Annotated in this window: 17 protein-coding genes and 1 pseudogene; 6 read left to right on the top strand and 12 right to left on the bottom strand. The window is 64.6% G+C overall.

Going from position 1 to position 17,788, the window contains the following annotated elements; genetic code table 11:
- Positions 1–47 precede the first annotated feature (47 nt).
- Positions 48–636, bottom strand: a pseudogene (locus KLP40_RS11335) (DUF4126 domain-containing protein).
- Between the two features lie 64 nt (positions 637–700).
- Here KLP40_RS11335 and KLP40_RS11330 point away from each other — a divergent pair.
- The 4 genes from KLP40_RS11330 (at position 701) to KLP40_RS11315 (ending at position 5,624) form a co-directional block, all read left to right on the top strand.
- The gene (locus tag KLP40_RS11330) at positions 701–1,162 is read left to right on the top strand and encodes a PaaI family thioesterase (protein WP_215593897.1); all 462 of its coding nucleotides are present in this window, start codon (positions 701–703) and stop codon (positions 1,160–1,162) included.
- A 78-nt stretch (positions 1,163–1,240) separates the two neighbouring features.
- Entirely contained in the window at positions 1,241–3,460 is a 2,220-nt protein-coding gene (locus KLP40_RS11325) for an ATP-binding protein (RefSeq protein ID WP_215593896.1), read from the top strand.
- Positions 3,461–3,525: 65 nt separating this feature from the next.
- The gene (locus KLP40_RS11320) at positions 3,526–4,950 is read left to right on the top strand and encodes an ATP-dependent DNA helicase (RefSeq protein WP_215593895.1); all 1,425 of its coding nucleotides are present in this window, start codon (positions 3,526–3,528) and stop codon (positions 4,948–4,950) included.
- A 134-nt stretch (positions 4,951–5,084) separates the two neighbouring features.
- Complete coding sequence (locus tag KLP40_RS11315) at positions 5,085–5,624, top strand: DUF1573 domain-containing protein (protein WP_215593894.1); 540 nt, start codon at positions 5,085–5,087, stop codon at positions 5,622–5,624.
- An 85-nt stretch (positions 5,625–5,709) separates the two neighbouring features.
- On the opposite strand, the gene KLP40_RS11310 is transcribed toward KLP40_RS11315, so the two are convergent.
- The 5 genes from KLP40_RS11310 to KLP40_RS11290 all read right to left on the bottom strand — a co-directional run bounded on the left by KLP40_RS11310 (position 5,710) and on the right by KLP40_RS11290 (position 10,235).
- The gene (locus KLP40_RS11310; protein ID WP_215593893.1) at positions 5,710–6,087 is read right to left on the bottom strand and encodes a DUF423 domain-containing protein; all 378 of its coding nucleotides are present in this window, start codon (positions 6,085–6,087) and stop codon (positions 5,710–5,712) included.
- Between the two features lie 33 nt (positions 6,088–6,120).
- Entirely contained in the window at positions 6,121–6,783 is a 663-nt protein-coding gene (locus KLP40_RS11305) for a YggS family pyridoxal phosphate-dependent enzyme (RefSeq protein WP_215593892.1), read from the bottom strand.
- Positions 6,784–7,106: 323 nt separating this feature from the next.
- A complete protein-coding gene (locus KLP40_RS11300; RefSeq protein WP_246558781.1) occupies positions 7,107–8,144 on the bottom strand; it encodes a vWA domain-containing protein in 1,038 nt (345 codons plus the stop codon).
- 248 nt (positions 8,145–8,392) lie between these two features.
- Positions 8,393–9,325 (bottom strand): hypothetical protein, encoded by a 933-nt coding sequence (locus KLP40_RS11295; RefSeq protein WP_215593891.1) that lies wholly within the window; start codon positions 9,323–9,325, stop codon positions 8,393–8,395.
- A 10-nt stretch (positions 9,326–9,335) separates the two neighbouring features.
- Positions 9,336–10,235: a DUF58 domain-containing protein gene (locus tag KLP40_RS11290; RefSeq protein WP_215593890.1), complete on the bottom strand. Its 900-nt coding sequence runs from the start codon at positions 10,233–10,235 to the stop codon at positions 9,336–9,338.
- 37 nt (positions 10,236–10,272) lie between these two features.
- Here KLP40_RS11290 and KLP40_RS11285 point away from each other — a divergent pair, with 37 nt between their 5' ends.
- A complete protein-coding gene (locus KLP40_RS11285; RefSeq protein WP_215593889.1) occupies positions 10,273–10,659 on the top strand; it encodes a DUF4296 domain-containing protein in 387 nt (128 codons plus the stop codon).
- Between the two features lie 228 nt (positions 10,660–10,887).
- Here KLP40_RS11285 and KLP40_RS11280 read toward each other — a convergent pair whose 3' ends face one another.
- The 6 genes from KLP40_RS11280 to egtB form a co-directional block, all read right to left on the bottom strand.
- Positions 10,888–11,220, bottom strand: coding sequence for a tRNA-binding protein (locus KLP40_RS11280; RefSeq protein ID WP_215593888.1), 333 nt, complete (start codon positions 11,218–11,220; stop codon positions 10,888–10,890).
- A 99-nt stretch (positions 11,221–11,319) separates the two neighbouring features.
- The gene (locus tag KLP40_RS11275) at positions 11,320–11,874 is read right to left on the bottom strand and encodes a DUF922 domain-containing protein (protein WP_215593887.1); all 555 of its coding nucleotides are present in this window, start codon (positions 11,872–11,874) and stop codon (positions 11,320–11,322) included.
- Positions 11,875–11,938: 64 nt separating this feature from the next.
- Entirely contained in the window at positions 11,939–13,312 is a 1,374-nt protein-coding gene (locus tag KLP40_RS11270) for an MATE family efflux transporter (protein ID WP_215593886.1), read from the bottom strand.
- 208 nt (positions 13,313–13,520) lie between these two features.
- A complete protein-coding gene (locus KLP40_RS11265; RefSeq protein ID WP_215593885.1) occupies positions 13,521–14,609 on the bottom strand; it encodes a pyridoxal phosphate-dependent aminotransferase in 1,089 nt (362 codons plus the stop codon).
- Positions 14,610–14,762: 153 nt separating this feature from the next.
- Positions 14,763–15,782: an L-histidine N(alpha)-methyltransferase gene (egtD, locus tag KLP40_RS11260; RefSeq protein ID WP_215593884.1), complete on the bottom strand. Its 1,020-nt coding sequence runs from the start codon at positions 15,780–15,782 to the stop codon at positions 14,763–14,765.
- 125 nt (positions 15,783–15,907) lie between these two features.
- Positions 15,908–17,209: an ergothioneine biosynthesis protein EgtB gene (egtB, locus tag KLP40_RS11255; RefSeq protein ID WP_215593883.1), complete on the bottom strand. Its 1,302-nt coding sequence runs from the start codon at positions 17,207–17,209 to the stop codon at positions 15,908–15,910.
- 297 nt (positions 17,210–17,506) lie between these two features.
- On the opposite strand from egtB, the gene KLP40_RS11250 reads away from it, so the two are divergent.
- The gene (locus KLP40_RS11250; protein ID WP_215593882.1) at positions 17,507–17,752 is read left to right on the top strand and encodes a KGG domain-containing protein; all 246 of its coding nucleotides are present in this window, start codon (positions 17,507–17,509) and stop codon (positions 17,750–17,752) included.
- Positions 17,753–17,788 lie beyond the last annotated feature (36 nt).

Here is a 17,788-nt window from a genome sequence, read left to right as displayed (position 1 = left end):
CAGCGTGGCAGAGCCGGTAAAGCTACGGCCCCGCCCCCGAACGCGCATCAGCCAGCGCTATTTCCCGTCGAATGCCGGCCCGCCGTGGACTGCGGCAGGGGCGTAAGGCGCCGCCGGGCCCGGCGCTGCCGCCAGCGGCGCAGGTGGCCCAGCACCCAGAGCACCGTGCCCACGGCCAGGGCCGCCACCAGCAGCGGCAGCAGCAGCGCCAGCGCCGAACCGGCCAGGGCCAGCACGTTTTCCAGCGTGGCCAGCACCGGGTTGCCCAGGCCGGCCGTGGTCATGGTAGAGCCCGCCCACCAGAATACCCAGGCCCCAGCGCACCATGGGCGGCAGCTCGGGCAGGGCGGAGGTCATGAGAATGGTGCCCGCAATGAAGGCGGCCGGCCCGGTAATCGTATCGAGCAGGTTGTCGATAACGGGCACGTAATAGCCCAGCATCTCGGCCACGGTGGCCGTGCCCAGGGCGGCAATGGCGGGCCAGGTGCCCAGCCAGGCAAAACCGGCCGCCGGCGTGAGGTAGCCCGTACGATACGCCAGCGCCGCCGCCAGCAGGGGCACGAATACCCGGAATCCGCTGCAGGCGGCCAGGGCCAGACCCAGGGCGGCAGCTACCAGAAGATCAAAATGCGGCATGCTTGGTCGATAACCGGAGCAACAGTGCCCTCCGGCCAAAAGAAAGATACAACTTTGCCCTCCTATGACAACTTCTGCCCCCCACTCCGCCCCCGATTCTCCGGACTCCCTGGCCGCCCGCATCCGCCGCAAGCTCGTGCGCCAGCATTTCATGCACCACATCGGGGCCGACCTGACCCGCATTGAGCCCGGCCGGGTGGAGGCCGAGTTGGTGCTCGACCGGCAGCACCAGCAGCACACCGGTTTTGCGCACGGCGGGCTGGTGGCCACCATGGCCGATCTGGTGGCCGGCTTTGCGGCCGTGACCTTGGTGCCCGAAGGCACGGGCGTAGTCACGGTAGAGCTCAAAACCAGCTACCTGCACCCCGGCGTGGGCCAGCGCCTGCGGGCCGTGGGCTGGGTGCTCAAGGCTGGCCGCCGCCTGCACTTCTGCGAGTCGGAAGTGTGGTGCGACGACCTGCTTATTGCCAAAGCCACCGCCACCATGGCCGTGCTTGAACCGGCCACACCCACCGTGCCCGGGTAGGTGCCGGAGTTCTGCCAAATTCTTCCCAACTTGGCAAAATGATGAGGCCCGGTGGGCAATATTTAGGTTAGTGCCGTTATGAAATGGATTATTCTGGGGCTGCTGGGGCTGCTCAGTGGCCGCCTGGTGGCGCAGCCCCGCTATTGGGCGGCTGATCACGACTCCCTGCAGCGCGAGCTGCCCCGGCAGACGGCCCCATCAGCCCGCATAGGCACTCTGGTACACCTGCTCGACCTGACGGAACTCTCCTCCGCGGTGAACCGGCAGCAGGCCCTGCCCCGGCTCGATGAGCTGCTCCGGCTTGGTGCACAGGTGTCCGGCTTCGAGGCCGGCCCCTACCGGCAGCTGCGCACCGGCGTGCAGCAGTGGCAGCGGGGCAACCTGGAAGCGGCCCTCACTGCCCTGCGCCAGGCCATTGAGCTGTTCGATAAGGCCGCCCACCCGGTGCCGCTGCTGCTCATCGACCTGGCTCCCCTGCACAACCAGCTCCACGACTCCCGCCGCCGGCTGGCCTACTTCCGGCGCAAGCTGGTGCAGTATCAGCTGGCCGACAACGAAAAAAACCAGGCCGCCTGCTACCTCGTGCTGGCCGGCTCCTACCGACAGGTGGGCAACCACAACCTGGCCATCAGCCACTACCTGCACGCGGCCGACCTGTTCAAGCCCTTTTACCCGCGCTACTACGTCACGGAGCTGGTGGCGGCCGGGGAAAGCTACGCCGACTGGGGCAACACGCAGAAGGCCCTCCAGTACCTGCAGCAGGCCGTCGGCCTGGCCCAGAAAGTCCGGATTACGCCCCTGCAGCAGTTTTTCTCCGAGCAGGCCGTGGCCAAGCTCCACCTGAAGCTGGGCAACGTGGCCGCCGCCGACCGCTATGCCCAACTGGCCCGGCGCACCGCCCCCACCGACCCCGTAGCCGGCCCCATGTGCGTGGCCTACGCCCTGGTGCTGCAGAGCCAGGTGCTGCTGGCCCGCCGCCAGCCCGCGGCGGCCCTGCCGCTGCTGCGCCGCGCCCAGCGCCTGGCCGACTCGCTGGCGCTGAGAATATCCGACCGGCCGGGCGAGTTCGCGCTCGACGATACCTGGGCCCGCTACTACCTCACTCAGCAGAACTACGCCCTAGCCCGCCAAGCCTGGGAACGGGCTTACCGCAAAACCATAACGGGCAACTATCCGGCCGCGCGCCCCCGCTACCTGCGCCGCCTCATCGAGCTGGAGCAGGCCCACGGCAGTCCGGCCGCGGCCCGCGCCTACACCCAGCGCTACTTCGCGCTGGCCGATACGCTCCAGGCCACCCAGGGCAGCAACCTGGTGGCCCAGTACGAGAGTGAACGGGTGGAGCAAGCCCAGAACGAGCAGATTACCCGCTTGCAGCAGGAAAAGACCCTGCAGACCCTGCGCCTGCAGCAGCGTAACCGCCTGCTGACCGTTGCCAGCGTGGCGCTGGCCCTGATAACGGCCCTGATGCTGGTAGTGTACCGGCAGCTGCGCATCAATAAGCGCACCCTCACCGAGCTGCGCCAGACCCAGAACCGGCTGGTGCAGTCGGAGAAGTGGGCTTTCGTGGGAGAAGTATCGGCCGGTATTGCCCACGAGCTGCAGAACCCGCTCAACTTCATGAAGCGCTTTGCCGAGGTGAGCACGTCTTTGGTGGATAACATGGACAAGGCCGGCGGGCCGGGCGGGCTGGAGCAGGAAATTCTGGTGGGCCTGCGCCAGAACCTGCAGGAAATCAGCCAGCACGGCATCCGCGCCTCGGCCATCATCCGCGACATGCTCGAGCACGCCCGCTCCGGCACCGGCCAGCGCGTGGCCACCGACCTCAACGAGCTGGTAATGGAGTACCTGCAACTGGCCCGCCAGAGCCAGGAGTTCAGCCAGCACGCCGGCCTCATTGGGGTGGAAACCGACCTGGCCCCCGACCTGCCGGCGGTGCCCGTGGTGGCCCCCGACATGGGCCGGGTGCTGCTGAACCTGTTCACCAATGCCTTTTACGCCGTGTCGCAGCGCCTGGAGGCGGGCGAGGCCGGCTACGCGCCCGGCATCCGGGTCGATACCCGTCTGCTGCCCGCCAGCGTGCAGATCCGGGTGTCCGACAATGGCCCGGGCATTCCGGAGGCCGTGCGCCAGCGGATTTTCACGGCCTTTTTCACCACCAAGCCCGTGGGCGAAGGCACCGGCCTGGGCCTCTCGCTCAGCCACGACATCGTGACCAGCCACGGCGGCACCATCCACGTCGATTCGGCGGAGGGCGAGGGCGCGGAGTTTACTATCACGCTGCCCACCGTTCTGGCCTGAGCCAGATTCTGCCGCGGCGGGAGCCTAAACCGGCGTAGCTTTGTTGCTACCCGAATCCCCTTGCCATGCTCTCCGTCCGAACTCCTTCCATCCGCGACTATTTCCCCTTCGAGCCCACCCAGGACCAGGCCACGCTGTTCCGCCAGCTCGATGGGTTTCTGGGCGACGCGCTGCCGGGGCGCAAGGCGTTTGTGCTGCGCGGCTACGCCGGCACCGGCAAAACCACCGTGGTCAGCGCCTTGGTGCAGTGGCTTCACCAGATGGGCCGCAAGTACGTGCTGATGGCGCCCACCGGACGCGCGGCCAAGGTCATGAGCACCTACTCGGGCGTGGCGGCCAGCACCATTCACAAGAAAATCTACCGCCAAACCAGCGGCTCGCCTTCCCAGGGCCTCACGTTTCAGCGCCAGCCCAACCGCGCCCAGGACACGCTCTTCATCGTGGATGAGGCCTCCATGATTTCCGACGAGAAGGCCTTCGGCGTGAACGGCCTGCTCGATGACGTGATGAATTTCGTGTTCGAGAAGCCCTCCAACCGCCTGCTCTTCATCGGCGATACGGCCCAGTTGCCGCCGGTGGGCCAGCTGCTCAGCCCCGCCCTCGATCCGGATTTGCTGCGGGACCGGTTCCGGGCCGAGGTGGGCTCGGTGGAGCTGCGCCAGGTCATGCGCCAGGCCGAGCAGTCGGGGATTCTGATGAACGCTACGGTGCTGCGCGAGGAGTTGCGGGAGGATAATCCGCGCATCCAGTTCTTCACCAAAGGCTACCCCGATATCTTCTCGATGGGCACCGACAAGCTCGAAGATGGCCTGCGCTGGGCCTACAAGCACTTCGGCCACGAGAACAGCACCATCATCTGCCGCTCCAACAAGAACGCCAACCAGTACAACCAGTACATCCGCCGCATCCTGTTCGAGGCCGAGGACGAGATTGAGTCGGGCGACTACCTGATGGTGGTGCGCAACAACTACTACTGGCTGCCCAAGGATTCCGACATCGGCTTTCTGGCCAACGGCGACTTCGTGCAGGTGGTCAAAATCATCCGGACCACCGAGGAGTTCGGCTTCCGCTTCGCCGATGCCCGCGTGCGCCTCGTGGATTACCCCGACGAGCCCGACCTGGAAGTGAAGCTGCTGCTCGATACCCTGCACACCGAAAGCCCGGCCCTGCCCGCCGACCGTAACAAGGCCCTCTACGACGCCGTGGGCCTGGATTACGACCACCTCACCACCAAAAAGGAGCGGAGCGCGGCCCTGCGCAAAGATCCCTTCCTGAACGCCCTGCAGGTGAAGTTTGCCTACGCCCTGACCTGCCACAAGGCCCAGGGCGGGCAGTGGCAGGCCGTCTTCGTCGACCACGGCTACCTGAAGGAGGACATGGTGAACTCCGAATTCGCCCGCTGGCTCTACACCGCCGTCACGCGCTCCTCCGAAAAGCTGTTTCTGCTCAACTTCAACCCCCTGCTGATCGGCGACGAGGCGGAGGACTAGGGCGGGCAGCTGAACCAGAACCCTGCGGGTTTTTGTTCTGCTTCACGTCGGCTTCACTGGGGCGGCCGGAACTTGGCTGTGGCAACGGCCCCGGATTTTTGCTTACTTTTCACCGTCTTTTACTTATCCGCATCATGAAAAAAGTGCTTTTCCTGGTCCTGTCGCTGTCGGTGATGGGCCTGAGCGCCCAGGCGCAGTCCGTGCAACCCGCCAACGCCCAGACCAAGGTAGCCGGCCCCCAGATTCAGTTTGAAGAGATGAAGTACGACTTCGGCGCCATTCACACCGGCGATGTGGTCGACCACACCTTCAAATTCAAGAACGTGGGCACCCAGCCGCTCATCATCTCCAACATCGGCGTGAGCTGCGGCTGCACCACCCCCGACTGGACCCGGGAGCCCATCATGCCCGGCAAAACCGGCACCATCACGGCCAAATTCAACTCGGCCGGTAAGTTTGGTGTGCAGAACAAGGTGCTGACCATCGAATCCAACTCCGTGGGCGGCAACGCCATGGTGTCGTTGGTGGGCGACGTGAAGGAAGCCGGGGCTCCGCTCCAGGCCGCCGCCGCCCCGGCCAACGCCGCTGAAGCGGCGGTGAACACCGACGCGCCCGCCGGCAAGCAGAAAACCAAAATCGACGACCGGAAAATCAAAGCCAAGAAGAAGTCGTAAGACGGCACCGCACCGGCTTAGCTGAAAAAAGCGTCTTCCTGGCCGGGAAGACGCTTTTTTTGTGGCTGACACGAAGCCCGTCGGGCTAGAGCTGGCGGGCGGCCAGCAGCAGCATAATCCAGCCGGCAATGAAGAGCACGCCCCCGATGGGCGTGACGGCCCCGAGCTTGGTGATGCCCGTCAGGCAGAGCACGTAGAGCGAGCCGCTGAACACCAGAATGCCGCCCAGCCACAGCCAGGCCACGGTGTTCAGGCTGCGCAGTTCCGGCCGCGCCAGCAGCAGAATGCCGATGCCGAGCAGGGCCAGCGTGTGAAAAAACTGGTAGCGCACGGCCGTTTCAAATGTCTCGAAGCGGCCGGCGGCTTCCAGGCTCTTGCGCAGCCCGTGGGCGGCAAAGGCCCCGATGCCCACGCTCAAAGCGCCCAGCAGCGCCGCCAGTTGAATAATGAGTCGAGCCGTCATGGTAGTAGTTGGTTTCTGGTGAGTGATTCCCGGTTATCGGCTGCCAAAAATAGCGCTGCCCACCCGAATCAACGTGCTGCCTTCGCGCAGGGCCAGGCCGTAGTCGGAGCTCATGCCCATGGAAACCTCCCGGAACGTGGGCTCCTCGGCGAAATACAGGCTTTTGAGCTTGTCGAAGTAGCCGCGCAGCTGGCGGAACTCGCGGCGGAGCTGGTCCTGGTCGGGGGTGTTGGTAGCCACGCCCATTACGCCGGTCAGGCGCACGTGGCGCAGGGCCTGGAACTCGGCGGAGCGCAGGATTTCTTCGGCTTCCGGGAGGCTGAGGCCGGTTTTGGTTTCCTCGTCGGCAATCTGGAACTGGAGCAGGCCCTCGATAACCCGGTCGGCTTTGGCGGCCTGCTTCTCGATTTCGAGCAGTAGCTTGAGGCTGTCGATGCTTTGAATGGTGTGCACGAAGGGAGCAATGTACTTCACCTTGTTGGTTTGCAGGTGGCCGATGAGGTGCCACTCCACGTCGGCGGGCAGCGCGGGCTGCTTGGCGGCCATTTCCTGCACCCGGTTCTCGCCAAAAATGCGCGCCCCGGCGTCGTAGGCTGCCTGGAGCACTTCCACCGGGTGGGTTTTGGTGACGGCCACGAGGCGGGCGTTGGTGCCGGTCAGCTCCTGCTGAATGCGGTCCAGATTTTCCTTGATCATAAGCACTGATGTACGCTGATTAGAGCAAATTTCGAGTCGATATACAGAATGTAGAGACGCAATATTTTGCGTCTCGTCGTTGCTGACGTTGTTCGGCTGGTCCGTTCAACGACGAGACGCAAAATGTTGCGTCTCTACGCCCCGTACAGCAACCTGAAAACCGCTATAAGCAGGATTTTGCTGATTTCAGGTCGTGCCGGAAGTAAACCGCCCGTCAGCAGCTGTTGCCACAACCTTCCCGCCAGCTCAAAGTTGGGCCGCCGCGTTCGAAAGATGCCCCAGGAAATCAGTGAAATCATGCTTAATCAGCCTGAATCAGTGATTTAGTCTTCGAGGGCGTTGGTGAGGAAGGTGTTTTTGAGGGCCAGCCAGAGCAGCCAGAGGCCCAGGCACCAGAACAGGTAGAGGCGGTAGTAATCCTGGGTGTTGCGGTAGCGGGTCTGCTTGATTTCGGACTTCTCGTAGCGGTTGATCTGCTGGAAAATCTGGCGGAGGCCGGCGTTGTCGGTGGCGCGGAAGAAGCGGCCCTCGCCGGCCTGGGCAATCTGGCGCATGGTGGTTTCGTCGAGGCGGGTTTCCACGAAGCGGGTCTGGCCGGACGCCTCGGTGAAATAGGGCACGGTGCCGTCCTGACCCAGCCCGATGGTGTAGAGCTTGAGGCCGTAGGCGTGGGCCAGCTGGGCCGAAGTGAGCGGGTCGAGGGAGCCGGCCGTGTTTTCGCCATCGGAGAGCAGGATGCACACCTTGGTGCGCGAGGGTGAGTCGCGGAGGCGGTTGGTGGCCACGCCCAGGGCCGTGCCGATGGCCGTGCCGTCGTTGGGAATCATGCCCAGGCGCAGGCTTTCGAGGTTTTCGCGCAGCAGGTCGTAGTCGGTGGTGAGGGGCGCGAGGGAGTAGGCGTCGCCGGCAAACACGACCAGCCCCACCCGGTCGCCGCGGCGGCCGTTGAGGAATTCCAGGGCCACGCGCTTGGCGGCCTCCAGGCGGTTGGGGCGTAAATCCTGGAGCTCCATGGAGCCCGACACGTCCAGGACCAGCAGAATATCGATGCCTTCGCCGGTCTGCACCACGCGCTCATCCACGCGCTGGGGGCGGGCCAGGGCCACGATGCCGAAGCCCAAACTCAGGGCCAGCACCACCTGGGGCAAAAAGCGCAGCACCGTGCTCCAGTCGCGCGGCACCTGGCCCGCCACGAAGGCCACGCCCAGCTTGGAGCGCCGCCGCCGCGAGAGGGCCCAGCGCAGCACAAACAGCAGCGGCACCAGCGGCACCAGCAGCAGCAGGCGGGGCTGCTCCCAGCTGTAGCTGGCCAGCGTGGCGTAGCGCACACTATCCAGGGCCGCAGTCAGCAGGTCGGGCATAGAGTAAATGAGTGACTCGGTGAATGAGTGAATACGGGGGGGCGTAAGCACAAAGAACGTCATCCTTCGCTTGCAAAGGACTCTTCCCTGTACGACGGACGATAAAAAAGCACCTTTTTCTACGGATAAACTTCCTTCGCATGTGCGGCCCGCCGTACCTTTTCTTATTCACCCATTCACCCATTCACCCATTCACCCATTCACCCATTCACCCATTCACCCATTCACCCATTCACCCATTCACCCATTCACCCATTCACCTCCGCGTACTGGCGCTCGGCGAAGTTGCGCAGCAGCACGAAGGCCAGGTCGGTTTCGGTGTCGTCTTCGGTGAACTGGTTGCCGTAGATAACGCGGTCGGCCAGTTGCAGGGCCAGGCGCACGTCGGCGTCGTGCTGGTAGCGGGCCACGATTTCACGGGTGGTCAGGCTGGTGATATTGCTGTCTTCGAGCGTAGACAGGTAGTTTTTCCAGAGCGTGATGGCCCGCTCCATGTTGGTCAGGGAGCGGGACAAGTTGAAGCGCTCCACATGACGGGCATACTGGGCCAGGAAATACGCGTGGTTTTTGCGCAGGCGGTAGCGGCGGTAGCGCTGGCGCAGACTGCTGCGGAACCCCAGCACCAGCCCGCCCATCAGTAGCAGCACGGCGGCCAGCCCGGCCAGCCAGTAGGGGTAATTGAAGCGCGGCGCCACGGGCCGCAAAGCCAGGTTCTGGCGCAACACCGGCGGGCCGGCCGCCGAGGCAGCCGGGGCCGTGCGCACCAGCCGGATGCGGGCCGGAGCCGTGGGCAGCAGCAGCGTGTCGCGACCCTGCAGCACGGTCACGGGCAGGGTCAGGGTCTGGAGGGAATCGAGCTGAAAGGTGCGCAGGCGGTAGGTGGCCTGGTCGAAGCTGCGGCCCTGGCGGGTGCGGGTGGGGGTGTAGCGCCGGCCCACGTACTCGAAGGGCGCGAAGTCAGCCGCCGAATCGGGGAAGATAACTTCCTGGCGGGGCGCGTGGCGGAAGCTCAGCTCGTATTCCACAATTTCGCCCACCCGCACTGCCCGCTGACGGAAGAGGCCCTGGGGCACGGAATCGAGGGGCGGGCCCGTCTGGGCCCGGGCCGGTGGCGGGCCGGCCAGCAGCAGCACCAGCAGCAACGCCAGCGGCCAGGCATTGCGCCGCAGTAGTAGTAGCATCGGGAAGCGCTTACCCACGGCTGCCGCGCTGGTTGCGCCGCCGGAACAGATTCACCAGTTGGGGGATGAAATCAGAGTCGGTGGCAATGGAGAGGTATTCGGTGCGGTGGCGGCGGCAGATCTGGCCGATTTGCTCCCGGTTCTGCTCGTAGGTGGCGCGGTAGCGGGCCCGGAAGGCTTCCGACGAGGTATTCACCCACACCGTGCGGCCCGATTCCTGGTCGAGCAAAGGAATGATGCCCAGGGGCGGAAACTCCCGCTCGCGCTGGTCGAGGAGCTGGAGCACCACCAAATCGTGCTTGCGGGCCAGCATGGTCAGCTCCCGCTCGTAGTCGGCGTCAATAAAATCGGAAATCAGCAGCACAATGGTGTGGCGCTTGAGCAGGCCCAGGGCCTGCTTGATGCCGGCGGCCACGGCCGTCTGGCGGCTGCGGGGGGCCAGGGCAAAGAGCCGCTTTATGAGCGAGTAGGCGTGGTTGGTGCCCTTGCCGGGGGCCAGGTAGAGCTCCTTCTGATCGGAAAAGGCCAGGATACCGAGCTGGGCGTCCTGGCGGGCGGCGGCCAGGGCCAGCACCCCGCAGATTTCCCGGCCCACATCGAGCTTGCGGCGGCCGGCGGCGCCTACTTGCTGGGACGCACTCACGTCGAACAATAAAAGCACCTGCTGCTCGCGTTCTTCCTTGTAGGTCTTCACAAACGTGCCGTGGCCCTTGCTCGACACGGCCCAGTCGATGGCCCGCACTTCGTCGCCGTACTGGTAGAGGCGCACGTCGTCGAATTCCAGCCCGGTGCCTTTGAACACGGAGTGGAAGTTGCCCTGCAGCTGCGCGTCGACGGCCTTCAGAATGCGGATTTCCATCTGCCGGAGCCGGCGCACGAGTTGCTGAAAAGGAGAATCGGCGGCTTTCATTTCGACTAAACTACGGCATCCGCCTAACTTTGCTTCTGTGAAACGATATTCCCTCCGCCTGCTGGCGGCCCTCAGTACCCTGCTGCCGGGCCTCAGCGCCTGTCAGAAATCCGAAGAAGTGCCCGTTCCGCCCCGGCTTATTGCCTCGGAAAAGATGGTGCGCCTGCTGGTGGAGCTGCACACCCTGGAGGCCCGGGCCGACGGCGCGGGCCTGCCCCTGGATTCGGCCCGGGCCCTGTTCCGGCAGGAGCAGAAAAAACTCTACCGGCAGTTCAACGTCACCGATTCCGTTTTCACGCGCAGCTACCGCTACTACGCTATTCACGGCAAAGACCTGGACGCTATTTACTCCGCCGTGGTCGATAGCTTGGCCCGACGTGAAACCCGCCGCCGTCCCGCCGACGCCCCGCCCGCGCATCAGTAAATGAGTGAATGGGGGTATGAAGTGATGAGGTCATGGGGGAAGGAGGGGAAAAGCACCTGCCATCCTGAGCATTCCGTGCATCAAGCGGCGACGAAGGACCCTATCGCGCTGAGACAAGTCGTTGTAGCAGTTCGTGCTGACGTTACAAAGTCCTTCGCGCCGCTCAGGATGACGTTCCTTTTACCTCCTCACCTCCTCACCTCCTCACCCCATCACCCCATCACCCCATCACGCCAGACGGCTGCCGTTGGGCAGGGGGGCGGCGAGGGTGGCCAGGATGATGTGGCCATCGGCGTCCGGGGCACCCGTAACCAGCACTTCGGAGCGGAAGGGGCCGATTTGCTTGGGCGGGAAGTTGACCACGCACAGCACCTGGCGGCCGGGCAGATCGGCGGGCTGGTAGTGGTGGGTAATCTGGGCGCTGGACTTTTTCAGGCCGATTTCCGGGCCTAAATCAATGAGCAGCTGGTAAGCCGGCCGCCGCGCCGCCGGAAACTCCCGCGCCTCCACAATTGTCCCCACCCGAATGTCTACGCGCTCAAAATCAGCCCAGGTTATCATGCGGTGAGGTGATGAAATGGTGAGTGAAGGTTCAGGCGGAACTAAAGGTGGGAATGGTGCCAGTCGGCTGACGGAACGTCAACTCACCACCTCACCATCTCACTTCGCGTAGGCGGCCAGGGCTTGGAGGCGTTGCTGGATTTTCTGGTCCCACTCCTGCTGCTTGGCGGCGTTGAGGCCGTGGTTGGTTTCCTGGTCGTACCGGGCCTCATCGCGCTGCCAGGTCAGGAAGGCCACTTTGGTGAGGTTGTTGAAGGCCGGCTGCAGGTGCAGGCAGTCGAACTTGACGAGCGTGAGCTTCTGGCGCAGCAGGCGGGCGTGCACTTCAGTCAGATCGAAGTGAAGCTGCTCGTGGCGCAGCAGGGCCGGGGTAGCGCCTTTCGCGTTGCGCACCCACGACTCGGAGGGCGTAAACACGGCCGTTACCTGGCCCGAGAACTGGTAGTCGACGCAGCCGATGGTGGCGTCAATGGTGGAAGACGTCAGGGCCGCCAGGCGGTCGGTGTTGGGGCGGGCCCGGAAATCGTCCCAGGTGAGAAGCCGGTCGGCGCTCCACTCCAGCTTGGGGGCCGGGGGCACCGCCTGGGCCCGGGGCGCCACGGGAGCGGAAAACAGCAGACTCAGGAGCCAAACAGGGGCAAACGAAAGTGACATACGGAGCCAAACAGGGGCAGGATGAAAAGGGAAACCGCCCGCGGGGGGGCAGGCACTCGGGCCGTTAACGCAGGGCCAGGGTGGGTTCGTTCACGGCGGCGGCGGCCAGCACCGGCCAGCGGTAAAAGCGCCACAGCAAAACCCCCGCCACCAACGAAAGCCCCGTGAGCAGGCCCAGCCACACGCCCAGCGCGCCCCAGTGCAGCCAGAAGCCCAGCACATAACCCAGGGGCAGGGCCACCGCCCAGTAGGCCAGCAGGGCCACCACGGAGGGTACTTTCACGTCTTCCAGCCCCCGCAGTGCCCCCAGCCCCACTACCTGCAGGCCGTCGGAAATCTGGAAAGCGGCTGCAATCAGCAGCAGCCCAGAGGCCTGGGCCACCACGGCCGGGTCGTGGTTGTAGTAGTAGGGAATGGTGTGGCGGGCCAGCACCAGTACCAGCCCCATCAGCCCCATGAAGCCGAAGGTGAGCAGGTAGGCCATCAGGCCGGCCTGCCGGGCCCCGGCCGCGTCGTGGGCCCCGAAGAACTTGCCCACCCGGATGGTGGCCGCCGCCCCGATGCCGCTGGCCGCCATATAGGTCACGGACGCTACGTTGATAGCAATCTGGTGGGCGGCCAGGGGCGTGGCGCCCAGCCAGCCAATCATGATGGCCGAGAAGCTGAACGCCCCCATCTCAAAGGTCATCTGCACACCAATGGGCGCCCCCAGATTCAGCAGGCGGCGCAGGCCCGCCCCGTCGGGGCGCAGGTTGAGGGCGGCGGCTTCGCGGTAGGCCCGCAGACGGGCAGCCCGGAGCACGTAGGCGGCCATGAGAACGGCCATCAGCACGCGGGCCAGGAGCGTGGCCCAGGCCGCGCCCATCATGCCCAGCTCCGGCAGCCCCAACTTCCCGAACACGAGGCCGTAGCAGAGTACCGCATTGAGCAGGTTGGCCTGCACCGAGAGCAGCATGGCCTGGCGGGTGAGGCCCAGGCCTTCGGCAAACTGCTTAAAGCCCTGGAAAATCATCAGCGGGAAAAACGACAGAAACATCACCTTCACCCAGGGTGCGGCCAGGGCCACCACGGCCGGGGCCTGCCGCAGGTGGGGCAGGGCCAGCGGCACCAGCAGCCCCAGTGCCGCCAGCACCAAGCCGGCCACCGCGCTCAGCCACACGCCATTCACCAGCAGGCGGCCCAGCCCGGCCACGTCGCGGCGGCCGTCGGCCCCGGCTACCAGGGGGGTAATGCCCATTGTGAGGCCCAGGCCCAGTACCATTACCACCGTACTCACGCTCACGCTCAACGACACGGCCGCCAGCGGCACCTTGCCCGTCTGGCCCACCACCATGCTGTCCACCACGTTTACCAGTACGTGCCCGAGCTGGCTCAGCATTACGGGATATGCCAGGGCCAGCGTAGGCCGAAGGTGGGAGCGAAACGGAGTGGCAGACATACGGCAGCAGCAAAAAGAGCCGCAAAGGTACGGGTTAGGGAATGGTTAACTGGGTGGATGGTTGAATGGGTGGACGGTTGGACGGTTGAACTGTCATCCTGAGCGGAGCGAAGGATCTTATCACGCTTGAACAAGTCGTTGATACTGTCGTGCTGACGTTATAGGATCCTTCGCTCCGCTCAGGATGACAGTTCAATCATTTACCCATTCAATTGCCTAACACCTCACTCATCCGCCGTAGCGCCTCCGTGAGGTCGGTTTCAGGGATGGCGTAGGAGATGCGCGCGAAACCGGGGGTGCCGCAACTGGTGCCGTCCACCACGTCCACGCCGGCTTGGTGGAGGCGCGTGATTAGCTCGGCTGAGGCTTCGGCGGGGGGCAGGCCGGGGCGGAGGTAGGCGCGCAGGTCGGGGTAGGCGTAGTAAGTGGCCGTGGGGCGGGCAGGCGGAATGGCGGGGCGGGCCGCCAGAAAATCGAGGAGGCGGGCGCGGTTGGGCCGCAACTGCGCCACCAATTTCGCGCCGATAACGGCGGCCTGCTCCGTAACGGCCAGCGCCGCCGCCTGGGTGGGGGCCGGCACGGCGCAGCCCGTGGCGTGCTGCCAGTCGGCGCAGGCCCGGGCCACGGCTGCCGGGGCCACCAGGTAGCCCACGCCCCAGCCAATGAGGGCCAGAGACTTGCTGAACCCATTCACCACCAGGTGACGGCCCCGCGGGTCCGGGAAATCAAGCAGGGAAGGCGCGGGCTCCGCCACGAAGTGAATGAGGTTGTAGATTTCGTCGCTGAGCACGAACAGGTCCGGGAAGTCCCGGGTCACGGTGAGCCACTCGGTCAGCTCGGCGCGGCGGTAGAGGCGGCCGCTGGGGTTATTAGGGTTGGAAAGCAGCAGCACCCGCGTCCGCTCCGAAAGGGCCGCCCGCAGCTGGTCGGCCCGCAGGGCGTAGTCGTCGGCCGGGTTCAGGGGCAGGGTGCGCAGCCTGCCGCCGGCCTGCTCCACCAGGGCCGCAAACCCGAACCAGTTGGGGGTGGGCAGCAGCACTTCGTCGCCGGGCCGCAGCACGGTTTTGAGCAAGGCAAACAAAGCCGCTTTCGCCCCGGGCGTCACGACCACGTTTTCGGCACTCAGCGGCACCGCGCCAGCCGGCCGGCCGGCAGCCACCAGAGCCGTGCGCAAGGCTTCCGAACCGGCCGCAGGCAGCACCTCCAGCGGACCACTACCCAACAGGCGGGCCGCGGCCGCGCTAGCTGCGGCCGGAACGGCAAAGTTTCCGTACCCGGAAGCCAGGGAAATCGGCATGTGGATTATGGATTATGGATTATGGATTATGGATTATGGATTATGGATGCACTTTTCTGGAAGCTTGTGTTGCGCGAAAGTCAAAAGGAGTTTCACTTTCGCGCAACCCTGCCTGGGTGCTGTCAATACACCTTAATTCTTAATTCTTAATTCTTAATTCTTAATTCTTAAAACTACGTCGGCGAAGAAGTCCTGCTCGTCGGTGAAGAAATTGGCGACCTGCAAGCCGGCTTCCTCGGCCAGTTGGTTGATGCTGCTTTGGGTGAATTTGTAGGAGTTTTCGGTGTGAATCATCTCCCAGGCCCGAAAATCGACGGTCCAGTTCAGGGCCTTGAACTGCACGGTTTGGGCGCGGGCACTGACCAGGAAGGAGCGCACGGCTCCGTCCAGCGGGTCATAATCGGTGTAGTGCTGCCAGTGGTCGAGGTCGAAGTCGGCGCCCAGCTCGCGGTTGAGGCGGTGGAGCAGGTTGAAGTTGAAGGCCGCCGTCACGCCCTGGGTGTCGTCGTAGGCGGCGCGGATCCGGCGCGGGTCTTTCTGCAGATCGAAGCCGATGAGCAGGCGGTCATCGGGCGTGAGGGGCTGAGCCAGGTCGAGCAGGAACTGGTGGCGGTCGGCGGGCAGGAAGTTGCCGATGTTGGAGCCCAGGAACAGGACCGCCTTACGGCCCGGCCGGCCCGCCATCAGGCGCAACGCGTCGGCGTAATCGGCTACTACGGGCTCCACGCGCAGGTCGGGCAGCTCGGCCCGGAGGCTGGCCGCCAGCCCCTCCAGGGCCGCCGCCGAAATATCGACGGGCACGTAGGTGAAGCTGGCCCCGGTTTCGAGGAGCTCACGCAGCAGAATTTTGGTTTTAAGCCCGTCGCCGGCTCCGAGTTCGAGCAGAAAAAACGACTCGGCCGGGTCCTGGGGCCGCAAGGCCTGGCTGATGGCCGCCCGGTGGTGGGTCAGCAGGCCGAACTCGGTCCGGGTGGGGTAGTACTCCGGCAGGGCCATAATCTGCTGAAACAGCCGGCTGCCCTCGTCATCGTAGAAATACATCGACGACAAGGTTTTAAACGGCCGGCTCAGCCCCTCGCGCACGTGTTGGCGCAGAAACGTATTCGGATCGGGCAGGGCCGCATGATCGGGAACGGGTAATTCAGAAACGGACGGGGTAGACGGTGCAGGCATGAGCGGAAGGAGAGAGGAAAGGACTACGACTAGCTGTTGGCTGTTGGCCTCTGGCTGTTAGCTGTTGGCTTTCGTTCTTTCAGCTAACAGCTAACAGCTAACAGCTAACAGCCAAAGAACAAAAATTACCGGGCCAGGCGGATGCCGGTGAACTGCCAGCGCTTGTCGGCGTGGAAGAAGTTGCGGTAAGTGAGGCGGATGTGGCTTTCGGGCGTAGCGCAGGATCCCCCGCGCAGCACCAATTGGTTGAGCATGAATTTGCCGTTGTACTCGCCCAGGGCTCCGGCCGCGCGCTCGTAGCCGGGGTAGGGGTGGTAGGCCGAGTAGGTCCATTCCCAGGCGTCGCCGAGGAGCTGATGGCACTGGTCGGGTGCCGCATGGGCGGGGAGGGGCTGGGGGTCGAGGAGGCTGCTTTCCAAGAAGGTGCCCCCGGCTTTTTCGGGCCGGAAGCGGCGGGCGGCAATTTCCCATTCCTGCTCGGTGGGCAGGCGGCAGCCCCGCCACTGGGCGTAGGCATCGGCCTCGTAGAAGCTCACGTGCGTAACCGGCGCAGCCGGGTTCACGGATTGCAGGCCGTGGTGGGTGAACCGGTGCCAGCTTCCGTCGCGCAGCACCCAGTACAGGGGCGCTTCCCAGCCCTGCTGCTGCACCAGGTCCCAGCCTTCCCCGAGCCAGAACCGGAAGTCGCGGTAGCCGCCGGCTTCCATGAACTCGAGGTATTCGGCATTGGTCACGAGGCGGTTTTGCAGCTCAAAATCGGCCACGTAGGTATCGTGCGGGGCCTGCTCGTTATCGAAGCAGAACCCCTCGCCCTCGAACCCGATCCGGTACACCCCGCCCGGAATCGGCAGCCAGGAAGCCTGCGGCGGCAGTTCATCCTTTCCCTCCTCTGATTTTTCGCTCAGGTAAGCCGGGGCCAAGGGACTGGTGCTGAGGATGTATTTGATGTCGGTGGCCAGCAGCTCCTGGTGCTGCTGCTCGTGCTGCAGGCCCAGCTCAAACACCTCCCAGAAGGCCGGCGGCAGGGTATCGGCCTGTTCCAATAGCTCCTGCATGCGGGCATCGACGGCGGTGCGGTAGGCGTACACGTCGGGCAGGGGCGGGCGGGAGAGGGTGCCCCGGTCGGCGCGGTTTACGCGGGAGCCCAGGGAGTTGTAGTAAGAGTTGAACAGAAAGGCGTAATCGGCGTGGAACACGACGTAGCCGGGCAGGTAGTCGCGCAGCAGAAACGTTTCCCAGAACCAGGTGGTGTGGGCCAGGTGCCACTTGGGCGGACTCACATCCAGCATGGGCTGCACTACCGTGTCTTCGGGCAGCAGGGGCTCGCACAAGGCCACCGACTGCCGGCGGACGGCCTGGTAACGGGCCTGGGGAGCGGAAACGATGGTGGGCGCCGGGGCCAGGCCGGGGGCGGAAGGAGCAGACATAAAGCAGCAGGATAAGAAACCGAATGTATAGCTGTAACGGCAAACCGCCCCGGTTGTTGGCTGACCGGCTGCCCGTCCGGCTGGTTTTGGCGCGCGCGCAGCCCCTCCGTATTTATACCGAACAGCTCCTCAGTAGAAAGCGGTATTTTCCGGAATAAACCCTGAATCAGACCGTAAATCCCCTCTGTCAGGCCTCTTGTTGGCGTAAGACGAGCATCCATCCGCCTACTTTCTTCCTCCTTTCCTTCCCAACCTGTTCTTTTCAACCTGTTCGTTCACTTACCTCACGCAGACGCTATGAATACGAAAGCAGCCACCTCCGCCCGCCGCACCCCAGCTTCCGAAACGCCGGTCACCAAACGCCCGCGCGGTTTTGCCGCCATGGACCCCGCCACCCAGCGCCGTATTGCCAGCGAAGGCGGCCGGGCCTCGCACCTGAGCGGCCGGGGCCACCGCTTCACTTCGGAGGAAGCGCGCGAAGCCGGCCGCAAGGGCGGTCAGGCCAGCCGCAGCACTGGCCCGCAGAACAGCGCCACGGCGTAACGGTTGCCGCCAGGCAGGGGGCGCGGGCCGGTTCGT

Source organism: Hymenobacter piscis, from assembly GCF_018760735.1.
In the GTDB taxonomy this organism is placed as follows: Bacteria; Bacteroidota; Bacteroidia; order Cytophagales; family Hymenobacteraceae; genus Hymenobacter; species Hymenobacter piscis.
This window is presented reverse-complemented; position numbering and strand designations above follow the sequence as displayed.

Bases quoted from the DNA above. Each gene is read 5' to 3' on its own strand.
- KLP40_RS11330 (WP_215593897.1), top strand. From the start codon at position 701: ATGACAACTTCTGCCCCCCACTCCGCCCCCGATTCTCCGGACTCCCTG.
- KLP40_RS11325 (WP_215593896.1), top strand. From the start codon at position 1,241: ATGAAATGGATTATTCTGGGGCTGCTGGGGCTGCTCAGTGGCCGCCTG.
- KLP40_RS11320 (WP_215593895.1), top strand. From the start codon at position 3,526: ATGCTCTCCGTCCGAACTCCTTCCATCCGCGACTATTTCCCCTTCGAG.
- KLP40_RS11315 (WP_215593894.1), top strand. From the start codon at position 5,085: ATGAAAAAAGTGCTTTTCCTGGTCCTGTCGCTGTCGGTGATGGGCCTG.
- KLP40_RS11310 (WP_215593893.1), bottom strand. From the start codon at position 6,087: ATGACGGCTCGACTCATTATTCAACTGGCGGCGCTGCTGGGCGCTTTG.
- KLP40_RS11305 (WP_215593892.1), bottom strand. From the start codon at position 6,783: ATGATCAAGGAAAATCTGGACCGCATTCAGCAGGAGCTGACCGGCACC.
- KLP40_RS11300 (WP_246558781.1), bottom strand. From the start codon at position 8,144: ATGCCCGACCTGCTGACTGCGGCCCTGGATAGTGTGCGCTACGCCACG.
- KLP40_RS11295 (WP_215593891.1), bottom strand. From the start codon at position 9,325: ATGCTACTACTACTGCGGCGCAATGCCTGGCCGCTGGCGTTGCTGCTG.
- KLP40_RS11290 (WP_215593890.1), bottom strand. From the start codon at position 10,235: ATGAAAGCCGCCGATTCTCCTTTTCAGCAACTCGTGCGCCGGCTCCGG.
- KLP40_RS11280 (WP_215593888.1), bottom strand. From the start codon at position 11,220: ATGATAACCTGGGCTGATTTTGAGCGCGTAGACATTCGGGTGGGGACA.
- KLP40_RS11275 (WP_215593887.1), bottom strand. From the start codon at position 11,874: ATGTCACTTTCGTTTGCCCCTGTTTGGCTCCTGAGTCTGCTGTTTTCC.
- KLP40_RS11270 (WP_215593886.1), bottom strand. From the start codon at position 13,312: ATGTCTGCCACTCCGTTTCGCTCCCACCTTCGGCCTACGCTGGCCCTG.
- KLP40_RS11265 (WP_215593885.1), bottom strand. From the start codon at position 14,609: ATGCCGATTTCCCTGGCTTCCGGGTACGGAAACTTTGCCGTTCCGGCC.
- egtD (WP_215593884.1), bottom strand. From the start codon at position 15,782: ATGCCTGCACCGTCTACCCCGTCCGTTTCTGAATTACCCGTTCCCGAT.
- egtB (WP_215593883.1), bottom strand. From the start codon at position 17,209: ATGTCTGCTCCTTCCGCCCCCGGCCTGGCCCCGGCGCCCACCATCGTT.
- KLP40_RS11250 (WP_215593882.1), top strand. From the start codon at position 17,507: ATGAATACGAAAGCAGCCACCTCCGCCCGCCGCACCCCAGCTTCCGAA.